Source organism: Anaerococcus nagyae, assembly GCF_040364225.1.
Lineage (GTDB): Bacteria > Bacillota > Clostridia > Tissierellales > Peptoniphilaceae > Anaerococcus > Anaerococcus nagyae.
Map to the genome: position 1 here is coordinate 180,600 of NZ_AP031484.1, position 14,610 is coordinate 195,209.

Genomic DNA, 14,610 nt, shown 5'->3' on the forward strand with positions numbered 1-14,610 from the left:
GAAATGGAATTTAAAAATAATACATTTAAAATAGTGCAATTTACCGACACTCACTTTGGAAATTTACCTCATCATGAGGACGATTTAAGAACTTTTGATCTCATTGATGAAATTCTAGAATTAGAGAAGCCTGATTTAATAGTGCATACAGGTGATATTATGTGGTCTGATGGAGTTAAAGATTCTGATAAGGTATTTACCATTGCTATGGAGCATTTTGATAAACATAATATTCCACTAGCCATAACCTTTGGCAATCACGACTCAGAAGAAGGCATAAGCCGCTCTGAACTTCGTGAAATTTATGAAAATACCATTACTAATAAACCAGTTAAGGAAGACACCTTTATAATAGATGATAAAGAGTCCTATGTAATTTGCCTAAAAGATAAGGGAGAGGATATTGCAATTCTCTACTTTATAGATTCTGGTGCTGATGATAAATTTGGCTATGGAACATATGAGTGGGATAGTCCAGAGCAGGTGGAATGGTTTAGAAAGACTTCTGCTAGATATAAAAAAGGTGATGGGATAAAAAGAGGCATAGTTTTCCAACACATACCAGTCCCAGAATATTGGCAAAGTATGGGAAATATCATTTCTGGAGTCCAAGAAGAAACAAATGAAGCAATATCAGCTCCTAAAATTAATACTGGATTATTTGCTAATATGTTGCTTAATGGGGAGACTTGGGGAATGATAGTGGGCCATGATCATGAAAATAATTTTGATAGTACACTATTTGGTATCCACTTAGCCTATGCTAATTCATCAGGCTATCAAGCTTATGGAGACGTCACTAAAGGCGCTACTGTTATTGAAATAAGCAAAGATCCATTTGAAATAAAAACTAGAAATATTCAGATTGATGAGAACAAATAAATTATTTACGAGCCAATATAAAGAATTGTTTTTACCTCTTATTGTAGAGCAATTATTTTTAACGCTTATAGGAAATTTCAATGTTTTTCTATTCTCACTCTTTAACGATCAAATGGTAGCAGCAATTGGTATATCAGATCAACTTTTGAATATATTTGCTATGATTACAAATATAGTTGTACTTGGAGCGAGCATATTAATCATTCAAAATGCCGACAAGTCACGAATAGAGTATGTGAAATCAATCCTAAAGGAATCTGTAATATTAAATCTTATCATAGCATTATTAATAGTATTAAGTGTATTTTTATTTAACAAAAATTTACTGCAATTAATGCAAACACCTAAAGAACTATTGGATGAAACTTCTATATACATTAGAGTAGTTTCGTTAAGCATAGTCTTCTTAGCAATGACTTCGTTGATGCTTGCGAGTTTACGTGCTTTTGGCTATGTAAAAAATGCGGTGAGTGTTTCTGTCTTAAATACCGTACTTGTAATAATAGGAAATAGTCTAATAGTTGTTCTAAATTTGGGAGGTATATCTTATATAGCAGTTGCAACGCTTTTGGCAAGACTTTTGGGAATGATAATAACTTTTCTTACATTAAAAAAGAATATTCCAGAATTATTTATAATAGATAAACCCTTTAAGAAGCTTCCTCTAAAAAAGGAAATACTATCACTAGGAATACCTTCTGCTATGGAACAAATCTCTTATAACTTTAGTCAGACCATTATAACAGCAATTATAGCATCCTTAGGAACAATAGCGGTAAGCTCAAAAATCTATACTCAAACTATAACTTCATTTATATTTTCAATAGGAGTTGCGGCAGGAGTTTCTGGTAACCTTATTATTGGAAATCTTTATAGAGAAAAAAACTTTGAAAAGATCGAAGATTTTGGGATTATGAATACAAATAAGATTAGCTTAATAGCAGCGGGAATTAACTTGATATTAGCTTTGCTTGGGAATTATATAGTAAAGATTTTTACAACTAATCCAGATATTATGGAAATAGTTAGAAACTTGCTGTTTTTTCAAATATTATTAGACCCGATGAGAGTTTCCAATGAAATACTGGTTAATAGTTTAAATGTATTAAAAGATGTAAAATATCCTGTTATGGTAGGAATTATTACAACTTACGCTTTAGTAATTCCTTTGTCGTATCTTGCGGTAAATAAGCTTGGTATGGGTCTTCAATCAGTATGGATAGTTTTTATAATTGATGAAAGCCTTAGAAGATTACTATTTACAAAAAGGTTTAAGTCTGGAAAGTGGATAAAATTGAATGAGGTGGAAGATGGACAGAAAATTTAAAAATTTAGCACATATAGTATTTGAAAAAATATATTATTATCTGATAATGTCTTTGATGTATGTAGTATCAATAATAGCAGGCTTAGTTTTTTTAACTTTTGGAGGGTCTCACGTACTTTTATATAAGCTAAATGATAAGCTAAGTCATGAAAGATATAAGGAAAAGATAAAAGTTTTTAAATTTTTCAAAAAAAATTTTATTTCTTTTACAAAGAAATATATAAAAGTTAGTATATTATATGTAAGCTTAATTTTAATCTTAGCTGTTGATATATTTTATTTTTCAACAAGTATAAGCCCTATATTTACAGCTTTATTTTATCTTATACTAATTCTAAGTTTTATAATTATAAATGCTATAGAACTAAGCTTTTTACTAATGGCAAAATATTCAGAAATGACATTTAGGGATGTTGCTCAAAATTCTATATCTTTAATTATAGTAAACATAGTAGATGTCTTATTTTTAGACGCAATAGTTGCATTAGTAGCAATTGTTATTTATAAAATATCTGACATTTTGCTTATTATACTATTTCCAGGAATTTTTATAGATCTAAGCTATTATATATTTAACAAAATGCTAGATAAAAAATCTATAAGCTATTTATTGTTTAATATAAAGTAAACTAAAGTTTCATATAGTTTTAGGAAATGGACAGTTACAAATTAATAAAAATCTATCCTTTCTTTAGTAGAAAGTTTTATATGTAGTCCATCGTCTAATAGATACGATTTTTGGAATGAAGTTTAAATGATTTTTGAAGGATTTATTTCTTTATAGCCTCATTTTAAGATTCTCTTATCAGATTTTTGAGAAATATATGAGTATAAATATTGTGGATGTAATAAAAAGTTAATATAGATGTTCTATTAATTAGTATAAACAAAAATAGGAGTGATTTCTATTTTTATAATGCTGTAATATAAATCTTATGAATTTATTTTTAAAAGAAGCTATAGATATGACTTGATTCTACTAATCTTAATATTTTAATAATAAAACCCCCAGTGGTAGAATTTTATACCACTGGGGATAATTTAGTTTATTATAGAACTCTATTTACCAAACATATTCTTATGTCTAATAGTTATTATAGATCGTAAAAGACTTACTAATATCCTATCTTAATGAACTTTCTTGTTCGTAATTAGAGTCTTCATTTCTTGTATTTCTTCTTTTGATTTCATATTCTTTTTTAGTCATTACATCATCAACACGAACATTAACTTCAACAACTTTTAATCCAGTCATTTGTCCAACAGATTGAGCTATATTTCTTTTTAATTCTTCAAATACTTTTGGAGCTGAATAACCATATTCAAGAATAATTGAAGCGTCTATAGCAGCTTCTTTTTCTCCAACATCAGCAGAAATCCCTTTTGTTAGAGAACGTCCACCAAATTGTTCAGAAATTCCAGAGAAGAATCCACCTTTCATATCTAGCACTCCAGGAACTTCTTGACAAGCTATTGAAGCTATTTTTTCAATAACAGAATCTTCGAAAGTAAGTTTTGATTCATGAGCTTGTTCTCTATCATCTCTGAAATTATCTTGGAAGTTATTTATAGCATCTTCCCTACGTTGCTCTCTTTCAATTCTTTCTTCTTGTTTTTCCTTTTTTTCTTGCTCTTTTTTGTTTACGCCTGCAATTTCATTGTATTTTTCTTGATTTGCCATAATAATATCTCCTTTTTTACTTAATATTTATCAAAAAATTTTTCTAGTTTAAATATAGTTTCCGGATCGCCATCTTTATACTTACCATAAATTTTGCCAATATTGTATAAGATTATAATTAAGAGAGTTCTAAAAAAACCTATTGTTAAAAATAGTATTGAAACTATAAGTCCAAGTAATGCATATTTGAACTCATTCCAATGAGAGCTTTCAAAATTTCTAAATTTACTTTTAAAAAGTGAATCTTCTTTATCTTTCTTTTTTTCAACTACAACTATTTTTTCATTATCATTTTTTTCTTTAGAGTTCTCATAATTATTTTGATAATCCGAAAATTTTTCATAATTATTATTCATATGAACCCTCTTAGACTACTCTCTTATTAGAATCTTTTTTAATATCGTAGAATTCGATATCTACCTTATTCACAGGATAACCAGTGAAAGTTTCTAAACTTTGTGCAATATCTTCTTTAATTATTTGTCCTAATGAATTTAAGTTTTCACCTTCATAAACACCACATTTAACCTTAGTATTTATTTCGTTAGACTTTCCATTTTTGACCTTGACAATAGCATCTGAGCTTCTAATCTCTGGATATTTTCTTACAGTAGTGAGTACATTATCTAGAATTGCTTTTGAAGTAATAAGCATTTCACCAGAATTATTTTTATCAATTATATAATTATTAATTGTAGGAAGAGCAAGAGCTCTAATAAAAACATATAAAGCTAATAATGCTCCCAAAATTGCAACTACAGTTAAGAAATAGAAAAACCATCTTTGCTTATTGTAGTTATCTAGTGTTGCACTGACTTTGCCATAATCAAATATCAAGAAATATGAACAAAATATAGCAAGTAATGTGGCGATAGCAAAAATAACATTAATCCATTTTCGCCATCTTTTCAACTTAACCCCTCCTTTCAAGAATGTTAATATTAGACTTATCTCTATATAAAATATATCCACAAAATCATAATTTAATCATAAAAAAGAAAATTTTTAAAATTTATATGGATACAAAAATTAATCGTTCTTAAGTAAACTAAAAAAATATTACTTGATTTGTTTATTCTCTAAAAGCTCCTTATTTTAAAGCTTACTTCTAAGTTTAGAGTATAAAAAATAAGAAACCTTTTCCTGGGCTATTGTAATTAATTTTTATATAACTATAATGGAATTAGGAGGTAAGCTCATGCAAGATTATAGAAGAGAACATGATTCTTTAGGAGAAATAGAAGTAGATCGCAATGCTTTTTATGGAGCTAACGCTCTAAGAGCTCGTGAGAATTTTAATATTACAGGGAGAACTTGTGATGATAAGTTAATTGATGCTATTCTTGAAGTGAAAAAAGCCTGTGCAATTGAAAATGAAAAGATAGGTCTTTTGACCAATGCTCAAAAAGAAGCAATTATTTCTGCTTGTAATTTACTTTTAGGAGGTTCTTATAGAGATAATTTTATAGTTGATCCTATCCAAGGAGGAGCTGGAACTAGTTTTAATATGAATGCCAATGAAGTTATTGCCAATATGGCTAATCAGTCCTTAGGTGGGAATTTAGGAGTTTATGATAAAGTTCATCCAAATGATCATGTAAATAAAGGTCAATCTACTAATGATGTCATACCAACTAGTGGTAAGATTGCTCTTATTAGATATTTTAAAGAACTATATGATGAAAACATTAAACTTATAAATGCCATAGAAGATAAGGCAGATGAGTTTAAGGAAGTTTATAAAATGGGAAGAACTCAGCTACAAGATGCTATTCCTATAAGTCTAGGTCAAGAATTTGCAGCTTATGCAAGAGTACTTAAAAGAGATAATGAAAGATTTAAAAAAGCTATACATAGTCTATCATTTGTAAACTTAGGTGGAACTGCTATAGGTACAGGACTAAATGCTGATAAAACTTACGTAGAAGAGATCGTACCAGTCCTAGCTGAAGTAACAGGCCTTAATCTTAAACAAAATGAAGACTTAATAGACGGTACTCAAAATTTAGATGGATTTACTTACTCATCTAGCATATTAAAAACTTATGCATCAAATCTATCAAAGATTGCAAATGATTTAAGACTTATGAGTTCTGGTCCCCAAGTTGGTATAGCAGATATAAAGTTGCCAGCTCGCCAAGCAGGATCATCTATAATGCCAGGTAAGGTAAATCCTGTTATACCAGAAGTTGTAAATCAAGTTGCTTTTGGCGTAATAGGTAATGACTTAACAGTAACCATGGCTGTTGAAGCAGGACAATTAGAATTAAATGCTTTTGAGCCAATTATATTTTATAAGCTTTTTGAATCTTTAAAGACTTTAAAAGGAGCTATTTATACATTAAGGGTAAATTGTATAGAAAATATTACAGCAAATGAGAAGTATTTAAGCGATCAAGTGGAAAAAAGCGTAGGCTTAGTAACAGCATTAGCTCCTCATATAGGTTATGAAAAAGCATCTGTAATTGCTCATAAAGCTCTAGAAACAGGTGAAAGCGTTAGAGATTTGGTATTATTTGAAGGCTTGATAGATGCCAATGAATTAGATGAAATCTTAGATTTCAAAAAGATGATTCAACCTGGAATTCTTGATGAAGATAAGTTATTATAAGAGGAAAATATGAAAAAAAGAATCGAAGAAGACACTATAGGTAAAATTGAAGTTGCTGAAGATGCCCTTTGGGGAGCACAAACCCAAAGATCTTTTGAAAACTTCCCACAAGGGGTAGAAACAATGCCCCTTTCTCTATTAAAAGCAATAGTATATATAAAAAAAGCTTGTGCTGAAATAAATTTCTCTGAGGACAGACTTAGTGAAGAAAAGCGTGACTTGATAGTTTATGCAGCTAATCAAATTATTTTTGGCCATTATGATGACCAATTTCCGCTTACTATCTGGCAAACTGGTTCTGGGACTCAGACTAACATGAATGTGAATGAAGTAATAGCTCATATTGCAAATAAAAAGAATGGAAAAAGTATCATACATCCAAATGATGATGTAAATATGAGTCAATCATCAAATGATGTTTTTCCAACAGCTATGCATATATCAAGCTTCTTAAATCTAAAAGAAAATCTATACAAAGAAATAGAAGCGACTATCGAAATATTAGAAAAATTAGAAAAAGAAAACGAGACTATAAAAACAGGAAGAACTCACTTACAAGATGCAACGCCTCTAAAACTTTCCCAGGAAATTTCAGGATGGAAAGTAATGGTTAAAAGAGATTACGAAACAATAAAAGTAGTAAGTGAGAATCTAAAAAGGCTGGCTATAGGCGGGACTGCGGTAGGAACAGGAATAAATGCAAGTAGTGATTTTGGTAAAAAGGTAGCAAAAGAGCTTTCAAAACAATTAGATTGTGAATTTGAAAGTGATAATAATAAGTTCTATGAGTTAGCAAGTAAATCAGCTTTAGTAAATAGTCATGGTAGCCTAAAGGCCTTAGCAAGCGATCTATATAAGATTGCTAATGACATAAGATTTTTATCCTCTGGTCCTAGATGTGGTATAGGTGAACTTATAATACCTGCCAATGAACCAGGATCATCCATAATGCCAGGTAAGGTAAATCCTACTCAAGTTGAGTCAATGACAATGGTAACAATCCAAGTTATGGCAAATGATTTTGCTATAACTATGGCTAATAGTCAAGGGCAACTTCAATTAAATGCCTACATGCCATTAATAATTTATAATATGGATCAATCTATAAACTTACTTGCTAAGTCCTTAAAATGTTTTAGAGAAAATCTACTAGTAGGACTTAAAGCTAATAAATTAAAGATAAAAGAGAATTTAGATAACTCTTTAATGCTTGTGACAAGTTTATCTCCGTATATAGGTTATGATAAGGCAAGTAAGATTGCAAAATATGCTTATGATAATAACTTAACTTTAAGAGAAGCTAATAAAGATTTGGGATATCTATCTGATGAAGATTTTGACAAATATGTAAGAGCAGAAGACATGGTATAGGAGTTTTATGGATAAAAAAATAAGATAACTGTTTTTCAGAAAGTATACAAAGTCGATTTTATAATTTATTAATAATTTAAATTAAGCTACAACCCATCTTGATTAGATGAATATACCTTGATTTGTTACATTCATCTCTAAAACTAGTGCGAAAGCATAGAAAAGTTTGCCTAGCAAACGAGTTTTAGTGTGAGTGAAAAAACGAGTGCATGGAGAGATCTTATGAGATTTCTCCGCTCACTACGTTCGATTGAAATAGGTAAATTTATATTTTGTCAAAAGTCTGCAAGATAACTATCTTTTATTATTTATCAATTTTTATAACGATAACAAATTTTTCACTATAATAGAGAGTGATTTAATAAATAAAAATGAAAAAGTATTGAGATAAGAAAATATAAGAGATAACAAGCTAAGTACACAAAAAGATGCAAATTACAATAGAATATACATATATAATGTAGGTAAGAATAATCACTATATGCTAATCTATACAAAATCTAAAATATTTAGATTATATTATTTTTATAGTAAGTTTATGGTAAGTGAAGAGAAAATCAATATCATAGCAAGTAATTCATCCTATAACAATATCGTTAATTAAAATTTAAGGAAAGTACTAGAAAGTCAATATAAAAACTGAAATAAATAAAGATACAAGGAACAATATTATATAATATTGTTCCTTGTTGGAATAGCTAGCTATATTTCATATAAGAATAGTGAAAAATAAAGGAGCTGTTGCAAAACTATGAATAATTATCATCACATCATTAGAAGGTTATCTTAAGAAATTTTTTACATGCTTGCAGACTCATGAAAACAAAATTTTCATAGAGGTTCTTCTAATGATTTTGGGACGCTTTATTCATTCTGTAACAGCTACTGAACTTTTATATTTATAGTAATTTTTTTATTCGTTTAACAAATTATCTTTATCAATAAGAGCTATAGTATCCATAGTAAGATCAGCTATATTTTTTATATCATCCCATTCATTCTCATTATAAGGAAAATCCTTCACCCCGCAGCTATGTATTCCCATATTCTTAGCTACTTTTATAGCATATAAAGCATCATCATATAGGATGATATCAGATGCATCTACCCCAAATTTGTCTATAGCATATTGCCAATATTTTGGATCTGACTTTTTATAATTTGTCAAATCAGGTGTAGTATAAAAACTAAAGTAATCAGCTATGCCTAGCCTTTCAAAAGCAAGTTTTAAATATATAGAGTCAGTTGAAGAAGCTATAGCCATCTGATAACCTGCCTTATGTAATTCTTCTAAGGATTTAATAGCTCCATCTTTTGGCATTAGAGAGTTCCTATAACCATCTTCTATAATTTCATTAAAATAGTCTCTAACTTCATCTTTAGTCATATCTTTGGCAAGATTTTCAGCTATAAAAGCGCACATTCCATCTAGTGGAAGAGCCTCAATCTTACCTTTTTCTTCAGCAGGAAGACTACTTAAACTAAAGTCATATTTCTCAAAAATTTTATTGATTGGATCTATCCAAATATGCATAGAATCAAGTATAGTTCCGTCACAATCAAAAAGTAATTTCATTATTTCTCCTTTATAAATATAGGGGAAGTTATGATTAGTCTTTGATTATCCATATCTTTCATATCCCCCAAGACTTCAAATCTTATATACCCTAAATCAAAATTATTTATTTCAAAGTCTATATTGCTATCATAGTTTATGTCTTTTTCTAAAATTAATCTTTCGTTATTATAAACTACAAATTTATGAGGAACTATTTTAAGCTCATCTTTATTTTTAAAGGTTGAATCAGTGATTCTAACAGAAGCTTTGATTTCCTTAGAATATACTTTATCTCCAAGTTCAATATTATCTAAATTCAAATGAAGAATTGGTCCATAGCTTATATAAGTATGGAGTCTTTTAATAGCCTTTAAAGTATTTTCTTCGCTAATATTACCATCTATACCAATCATGCTAATAGCTACGCTTTCTTTTGGATTGGATGGATTGTGCCAATCGCGTCCTGCTAGTGCTGCTAACTTATAACCATCCTTTAAAAGTTTAGTCCAACTATCATAAGCCTTTAAAGTGGACTTGTTAGCATGAGCATCTTCGCTATTTACGAGCTCTATATAATTAAATTTAGAATAATTATCTACTAGATATTCAAAGTGACAGCCGGTGCATAGAGGATTTCCTATATCAAAAGGATGAGCCATACCAATAACGATATTTGAATCATTACTTTTAATATTATCAATACATTCTTCTATATTATCTAGTTTTGCTTTAGTATAGTTTCCAGCATCTTTACTCCCTAAGATAAGCATATGTCCATAGAATGTAGTCCATTCTATACCATGAAATGCTGGAAGGATTTCCTTATCAAGATTATTTTCATAAATTTCATCAAGGCCAGAATTTGTATTATGATCTGTTAGAAATATCCCCTTATAACCAAAATCACGAGCGTTTTGTAAAAGCTCTTTTGGTGAAAATCCGCCATCAGAGTGGTAGGTGTGGGAGTGAAGTTCTATAGGGTAGTATGTTAGTTTACTCATCTAGGGCCTCCAGTGAAAATTTACAGTTTACCTTACTATTGCAAGAGTGCATGCTTAATACAAATTCATAAGCTCCTGCTTTAATATCAGTTTTTTTATAACCTAGGCTGGATTTTTTAGGACTGATGATTATTTCTTGTTCGTTATTTTTATTGTGGTAAGCCCCTATAAAGTTTCCTTCATAGAATAAAGAAGTGGTAATAAAATTTTCTATTTGACTTTTTAAAGTATCTTCTCTTTCTTTTTTACTAAACTCACCTTTCGGCATGTATTTATCTATGCATTCTTTTAGTATTTCTATACGTTCATTTTCAGGGACACGGGTTGGACTATAGGTCATATTAATTCTTATTTTTTGATAGTTTTTATCCAGAGTAAAAGGATATCTTTTATGGGTGAGAGTATCCCCTCTATCAAGTTTTAAATCTTTATCTAATATTATCATTTGTTATCCTTTATATTTGTTTATGAATAATTATAAAAATCAAATATTAAAGCTATATTATTTTTATGTAAAATATTATTAAAGTATAAAGCTTATGCTATACTAGAGGTAGAAAAGGAGGTTGTTTTGAATATTTTACTTGATTTATATTTAACATTTGCTAAGATCGGTTTGTTTACTTTTGGTGGGGGCTATGCTATGCTTCCATTATTGGAAAGAGAGGTTGTAGATAACAAAAAATGGGTATCTCGTGATGATATCTTAGATTACTATGCTATTGGCCAATCTACTCCGGGTATTATTGCTGTAAATACAGCTACATTTTGTGGATATTCTCAAGCTGATGACTTAGGTGGGATTGTTGCTTCTCTGGGGTTTATAACTCCTTCTATAATAATTATTTTAATAATTGCAAACTTTTTGGAGAAGTTTGCAGATATAGTTTGGATTCAACATGCTTTTGCTGGTATTAGGGTTGGTGTAAGTGCTCTTGTTTTTTATTCTGTATTAAAGATGGTAAAGTCTAACGCCAATACAGGACTTAAATTTGCTATATTTTTATTAACCTTTATAGCGATTGCATTTTTATCCATATCACCAGTAATTGTCGTTATAAGTGTTGGAATTTTTGGAATTTTATTGGGAAAGGGAGGTCATAATAAAGATGCTTAGCTTGATTTGGGAATTTTTCAAAACTGGACTTTTTGCATTAGGTGGAGGTATGGCTACTATTCCCTTTTTGCAAGACATGTCTAGAAATTATGGTTGGTTTACTGAATCCGATCTATTGGACATGATAGCAGTTTCAGAGTCAACGCCTGGAGCAATAGGTATAAATATTGCAACCTTCGCTGGATTTAAGTCTTTGGGTATAGCTGGAGCAATACTTGCAACTATATCACTTATTACTGCGCCAATTATAATTGTACTTATAATATCTAGAATGATGGCAAAGTTTAAAAATTCAAAGATAGTTGCTGATATGTTTTATACCATAAGACCATCGACTGCAGGCTTGATACTCGGGGCCATGAGTTCTGTCATGGTATATACACTATTTAATGTAGATTTATTTAAAAGTACTGGAAATATATTAGACTTTTTTAGAATAATACCAGTAGCTTTATTTGCTATATTTTTATTTATATTGATAAAATTTAAAAAAGTACACCCGCTTATAATTATAGGTGTAAGTGCAGTTTTGGGTGTAATTTTTGCCTTATAGGAGATTAGTTATGAAAGAACCAGTAAAAATTTTAAATTTTGGATCTCTAAATATTGATAAAATTTATAATTTAGATCATATAGTAAATGAGGGAGAAACGGTTGCTACAATTTCTTATAAAGAAAGTCTGGGTGGCAAGGGTCTTAATCAAACAATTGCTTTAAAAAGAGCAGGAGTAGATGTATATCACGCTGGTTTTGTAGGAGAAGTAGATGGAGAAATTCTCTTGGACTACCTAAGAGATAATAAAATCAGGTCCTTGGTAAAAAAGACTTCTGGAAATTCTGGTCATGCTATTATACAAGTTGATAAAAATGCTAACAATTCTATAATTGTAGAAGCAGGAGCTAATAAAAAGATTGGAAAAGCATATGTAGATGAAGTTTTAGAAAAATTTTCTCAAGGAGATTTCCTTCTTTTGCAAAATGAAATCAGTAGCTTGCAATACATAGTAGATCAAGCATGTAAAAAAGAAATGAGGGTATTTTTTAATCCATCACCAATTGATGATAATATAAAATTTATAGACCTAAATAAGATAGATACTATCATAATAAATCAAAGTGAAGGTCGTAGTTTGAGTGGTTTTGTAGAAACTTTTGAAATATTAAATTATTTTAAAGAAAATTTTCCAGAACTTAAAGTAGTATTAACTTTAGGGAGATTAGGAGGTATATATTCTTATAAAAATGAGGAAATCAGATTTAAAAGCCATAAGGTCAAGGCTTTAGATACAACAGCAGCAGGTGATACTTTTTTAGGATATTACTTAGCTAGTGTTGCTAGTGGATTAGATATAGAAGAAAGTCTTAATCTAGCAAGTCTAGCAGCAGGCCTAGCTTGTACTATAGAAGGCGCAGCCCCTTCTATACCCTCTTATAGAGAACTAGAAGTATATATGAAAGAAAATAAAGTGGAGATATAATGAAAAAAGTAAATACGATTTTTGATACAGATCCAGGTATAGATGATGCCTTTGCTATAAGTTTTTTACATAATAGTAAAGTTTTTGATGTAAAGATGGTATCATCTGTAGCGGGAAATGTTGGATTAGAACATACTACAAGAAATTTACGTGGCTTGGTTAAGGCAATGGATTGGGATGTACCAGTTTATAAAGGACTTAGTAAACCTCTTATAGGTGAACAAATATTAGCAGAAAAATTTCATGGAGTAAATGGACTTTTAGGTTATGAATTTAAAGATGACCAATTAGCACCCTTAGAAAAAGAATCTGCAATAGAAGCTATGATAAAGGTTCTAGAAGAAAATGAAAAGACTCTAATAATTACCGTAGGACCTCTTACAAATATAGCTAGCTTGCTTACTATAAGAGAAGATTTAAAAGAAAAAATAAGCGAGATAAATATAATGGGTGGAGCAATAGGCATGGGCAATGTAACTGCAACTAGTGAGTTTAATATATTTGCAGACCCCGAAGCTGCAGATATTGTATTTTCTAGTGGTGTAAAGATTAATATGCTTGGCCTTAATGTAACTACACAAACATCCTATGATATTAATATGCATAAAGAGTTTAAAAAGTCAGAACTTAGAATAAATCAAATATTAGCAGACATTATGGATAGAAGAATAAAAAGAGCAGGAGCTGAGGAAAACTATACAACCCATATGCACGATACTCTAGCAGTAATGTATGCTACAAATCCTGAGATATTTGAAAGTAAGATGCTACATATAGACATTGAGACTAATGGAAAGTACACAAGGGGGATGACTATAGCTGATACAAGACTAAATTCTCTTTGTGAGAAAAATATAAATGTAGTGACTAGTATAGATAAAGATAAATTTAAAAAAATATTTATGGAAAACTTATTATAGAAAATAGCAGTCGAGACCATAATAATGTGTAAATTCACCATTTATGAATAATCAAATGAATTAATTAAAGGCATAACATTTTTATTAAAGTCTTAAGAAGAATAGTTTTTGATATATACGATTCGTTAATTTTATAATTAGAATATGTCTTACTATAAATCTTATTAATGCAAGTTGATTTAAGTAATATTTATTAAATTTATGTAAAAAGATTCCATGGATAGGATCTCCTATCCATGGAAAAGTATTTGACTAATTATTATTTACCAAGATAATTTGATAAAGAAACATTTTAAAATAGAAGAGAGTTCGATATCTTTGGGTGCATAGATTAAATTATTAATATTATTTTGTCATATAAAGAATGAACAAAATAATACCAGTTAATACTATAGTTATACCTACAGATAGGATAACAGTTTCCAAACCATTTTCATATGTTATTGGTTTAAAGCTATTATTACTCTTTTTATAAAAGATTATAGTATCAATAGCAGACATTTCTAATATTATCGCAAGAATGTACCAAACATTTAAGGAAGCCTGTAGTATTTTTATTGCTATAGCAAAACCAATAAATAACATTAAGTTTGGGATATAAAGTTGTGATATTGATATATTTTTTTGCCTTGTCATAATTATTTACCACACTGTTCATTTATTC

At 29.5% G+C, this 14,610-nt stretch carries 16 protein-coding genes; 9 read left to right on the forward strand and 7 right to left on the reverse strand.

Annotation, left to right across the window (positions count from 1 at the left end; genetic code table 11):
* The first annotated feature begins 3 nt into the window (after nucleotides 1-3).
* From ABXG81_RS00775 to ABXG81_RS00785, 3 genes are read left to right on the forward strand one after another with little or no spacing between them, the layout of a single operon-like run.
* Nucleotides 4-882 carry a metallophosphoesterase family protein gene (locus ABXG81_RS00775; RefSeq protein WP_316116380.1) on the forward strand — a complete coding sequence of 293 codons (879 nt, stop codon included), beginning with the start codon at nucleotides 4-6 and terminating at the stop codon, nucleotides 880-882.
* Nucleotides 869-2,209: an MATE family efflux transporter gene (locus ABXG81_RS00780; RefSeq protein WP_316122485.1), complete on the forward strand. Its 1,341-nt coding sequence runs from the start codon at nucleotides 869-871 to the stop codon at nucleotides 2,207-2,209. Before ABXG81_RS00775 ends, ABXG81_RS00780 begins: the two co-directional genes overlap by 14 nt.
* Nucleotides 2,193-2,837 (forward strand): hypothetical protein, encoded by a 645-nt coding sequence (locus tag ABXG81_RS00785; protein ID WP_353528891.1) that lies wholly within the window; start codon nucleotides 2,193-2,195, stop codon nucleotides 2,835-2,837. Before ABXG81_RS00780 ends, ABXG81_RS00785 begins: the two co-directional genes overlap by 17 nt.
* 495 nt (nucleotides 2,838-3,332) lie before the next feature.
* Here ABXG81_RS00785 and ABXG81_RS00790 read toward each other — a convergent pair whose 3' ends face one another.
* Genes ABXG81_RS00790 through amaP form a run of 3 tightly spaced genes read right to left on the reverse strand, consistent with a single transcriptional unit; the run spans nucleotide 3,333 to nucleotide 4,802 of the window.
* Nucleotides 3,333-3,890 (reverse strand): Asp23/Gls24 family envelope stress response protein, encoded by a 558-nt coding sequence (locus ABXG81_RS00790; protein ID WP_209814386.1) that lies wholly within the window; start codon nucleotides 3,888-3,890, stop codon nucleotides 3,333-3,335.
* Between the two features lie 20 nt (nucleotides 3,891-3,910).
* A complete protein-coding gene (locus tag ABXG81_RS00795; protein ID WP_117522250.1) occupies nucleotides 3,911-4,246 on the reverse strand; it encodes a DUF2273 domain-containing protein in 336 nt (111 codons plus the stop codon).
* A 10-nt stretch (nucleotides 4,247-4,256) separates the two neighbouring features.
* Nucleotides 4,257-4,802 (reverse strand): alkaline shock response membrane anchor protein AmaP, encoded by a 546-nt coding sequence (amaP, locus tag ABXG81_RS00800; protein ID WP_181965156.1) that lies wholly within the window; start codon nucleotides 4,800-4,802, stop codon nucleotides 4,257-4,259.
* 286 nt (nucleotides 4,803-5,088) lie between these two features.
* Between amaP and ABXG81_RS00805 the strand changes: the two genes are divergently transcribed.
* Both ABXG81_RS00805 and ABXG81_RS00810 read left to right on the forward strand, forming a co-directional pair.
* Nucleotides 5,089-6,501 carry an aspartate ammonia-lyase gene (locus tag ABXG81_RS00805; RefSeq protein ID WP_353528892.1) on the forward strand — a complete coding sequence of 471 codons (1,413 nt, stop codon included), beginning with the start codon at nucleotides 5,089-5,091 and terminating at the stop codon, nucleotides 6,499-6,501.
* 9 nt (nucleotides 6,502-6,510) lie between these two features.
* Nucleotides 6,511-7,872 (forward strand): class II fumarate hydratase, encoded by a 1,362-nt coding sequence (locus ABXG81_RS00810; RefSeq protein WP_117522188.1) that lies wholly within the window; start codon nucleotides 6,511-6,513, stop codon nucleotides 7,870-7,872.
* A 913-nt stretch (nucleotides 7,873-8,785) separates the two neighbouring features.
* Here the strand turns inward: ABXG81_RS00810 and ABXG81_RS00815 are convergent.
* The 3 genes from ABXG81_RS00815 to ABXG81_RS00825 are packed head-to-tail and all read right to left on the reverse strand — an operon-like array spanning nucleotide 8,786 to nucleotide 10,876.
* Nucleotides 8,786-9,448: an HAD-IA family hydrolase gene (locus tag ABXG81_RS00815; protein ID WP_117522187.1), complete on the reverse strand. Its 663-nt coding sequence runs from the start codon at nucleotides 9,446-9,448 to the stop codon at nucleotides 8,786-8,788.
* The gene (locus ABXG81_RS00820; RefSeq protein ID WP_353528893.1) at nucleotides 9,448-10,431 is read right to left on the reverse strand and encodes a CehA/McbA family metallohydrolase; all 984 of its coding nucleotides are present in this window, start codon (nucleotides 10,429-10,431) and stop codon (nucleotides 9,448-9,450) included. The genes ABXG81_RS00815 and ABXG81_RS00820 overlap by 1 nt, the downstream gene beginning before the upstream one ends.
* Entirely contained in the window at nucleotides 10,424-10,876 is a 453-nt protein-coding gene (locus ABXG81_RS00825) for a hypothetical protein (RefSeq protein WP_117522185.1), read from the reverse strand. The genes ABXG81_RS00820 and ABXG81_RS00825 overlap by 8 nt, the downstream gene beginning before the upstream one ends.
* Before the next feature lie 126 nt (nucleotides 10,877-11,002).
* Between ABXG81_RS00825 and ABXG81_RS00830 the strand changes: the two genes are divergently transcribed.
* From ABXG81_RS00830 to ABXG81_RS00845, 4 genes are read left to right on the forward strand one after another with little or no spacing between them, the layout of a single operon-like run.
* Entirely contained in the window at nucleotides 11,003-11,548 is a 546-nt protein-coding gene (locus tag ABXG81_RS00830) for a chromate transporter (protein WP_117522184.1), read from the forward strand.
* Nucleotides 11,541-12,101, forward strand: coding sequence for a chromate transporter (locus ABXG81_RS00835; RefSeq protein ID WP_117522183.1), 561 nt, complete (start codon nucleotides 11,541-11,543; stop codon nucleotides 12,099-12,101). Before ABXG81_RS00830 ends, ABXG81_RS00835 begins: the two co-directional genes overlap by 8 nt.
* A gap of 10 nt (nucleotides 12,102-12,111) precedes the next feature.
* Entirely contained in the window at nucleotides 12,112-13,026 is a 915-nt protein-coding gene (locus ABXG81_RS00840) for a ribokinase (protein WP_353528894.1), read from the forward strand.
* Entirely contained in the window at nucleotides 13,026-13,946 is a 921-nt protein-coding gene (locus ABXG81_RS00845; protein ID WP_209814374.1) for a nucleoside hydrolase, read from the forward strand. The genes ABXG81_RS00840 and ABXG81_RS00845 overlap by 1 nt, the downstream gene beginning before the upstream one ends.
* 345 nt (nucleotides 13,947-14,291) lie before the next feature.
* On the opposite strand, the gene ABXG81_RS00850 is transcribed toward ABXG81_RS00845, so the two are convergent.
* Nucleotides 14,292-14,582: a hypothetical protein gene (locus ABXG81_RS00850; RefSeq protein WP_353528895.1), complete on the reverse strand. Its 291-nt coding sequence runs from the start codon at nucleotides 14,580-14,582 to the stop codon at nucleotides 14,292-14,294.
* Between the last annotated feature and the right edge of the window lie 28 nt (nucleotides 14,583-14,610).

Bases quoted from the DNA above. Each gene is read 5' to 3' on its own strand.
- ABXG81_RS00775 (WP_316116380.1), top strand. From the start codon at position 4: ATGGAATTTAAAAATAATACATTTAAAATAGTGCAATTTACCGACACT.
- ABXG81_RS00780 (WP_316122485.1), top strand. From the start codon at position 869: ATGAGAACAAATAAATTATTTACGAGCCAATATAAAGAATTGTTTTTA.
- ABXG81_RS00785 (WP_353528891.1), top strand. From the start codon at position 2,193: ATGGACAGAAAATTTAAAAATTTAGCACATATAGTATTTGAAAAAATA.
- ABXG81_RS00790 (WP_209814386.1), bottom strand. From the start codon at position 3,890: ATGGCAAATCAAGAAAAATACAATGAAATTGCAGGCGTAAACAAAAAA.
- ABXG81_RS00795 (WP_117522250.1), bottom strand. From the start codon at position 4,246: ATGAATAATAATTATGAAAAATTTTCGGATTATCAAAATAATTATGAG.
- ABXG81_RS00805 (WP_353528892.1), top strand. From the start codon at position 5,089: ATGCAAGATTATAGAAGAGAACATGATTCTTTAGGAGAAATAGAAGTA.
- ABXG81_RS00810 (WP_117522188.1), top strand. From the start codon at position 6,511: ATGAAAAAAAGAATCGAAGAAGACACTATAGGTAAAATTGAAGTTGCT.
- ABXG81_RS00815 (WP_117522187.1), bottom strand. From the start codon at position 9,448: ATGAAATTACTTTTTGATTGTGACGGAACTATACTTGATTCTATGCAT.
- ABXG81_RS00820 (WP_353528893.1), bottom strand. From the start codon at position 10,431: ATGAGTAAACTAACATACTACCCTATAGAACTTCACTCCCACACCTAC.
- ABXG81_RS00825 (WP_117522185.1), bottom strand. From the start codon at position 10,876: ATGATAATATTAGATAAAGATTTAAAACTTGATAGAGGGGATACTCTC.
- ABXG81_RS00835 (WP_117522183.1), top strand. From the start codon at position 11,541: ATGCTTAGCTTGATTTGGGAATTTTTCAAAACTGGACTTTTTGCATTA.
- ABXG81_RS00840 (WP_353528894.1), top strand. From the start codon at position 12,112: ATGAAAGAACCAGTAAAAATTTTAAATTTTGGATCTCTAAATATTGAT.
- ABXG81_RS00845 (WP_209814374.1), top strand. From the start codon at position 13,026: ATGAAAAAAGTAAATACGATTTTTGATACAGATCCAGGTATAGATGAT.
- ABXG81_RS00850 (WP_353528895.1), bottom strand. From the start codon at position 14,582: ATGACAAGGCAAAAAAATATATCAATATCACAACTTTATATCCCAAAC.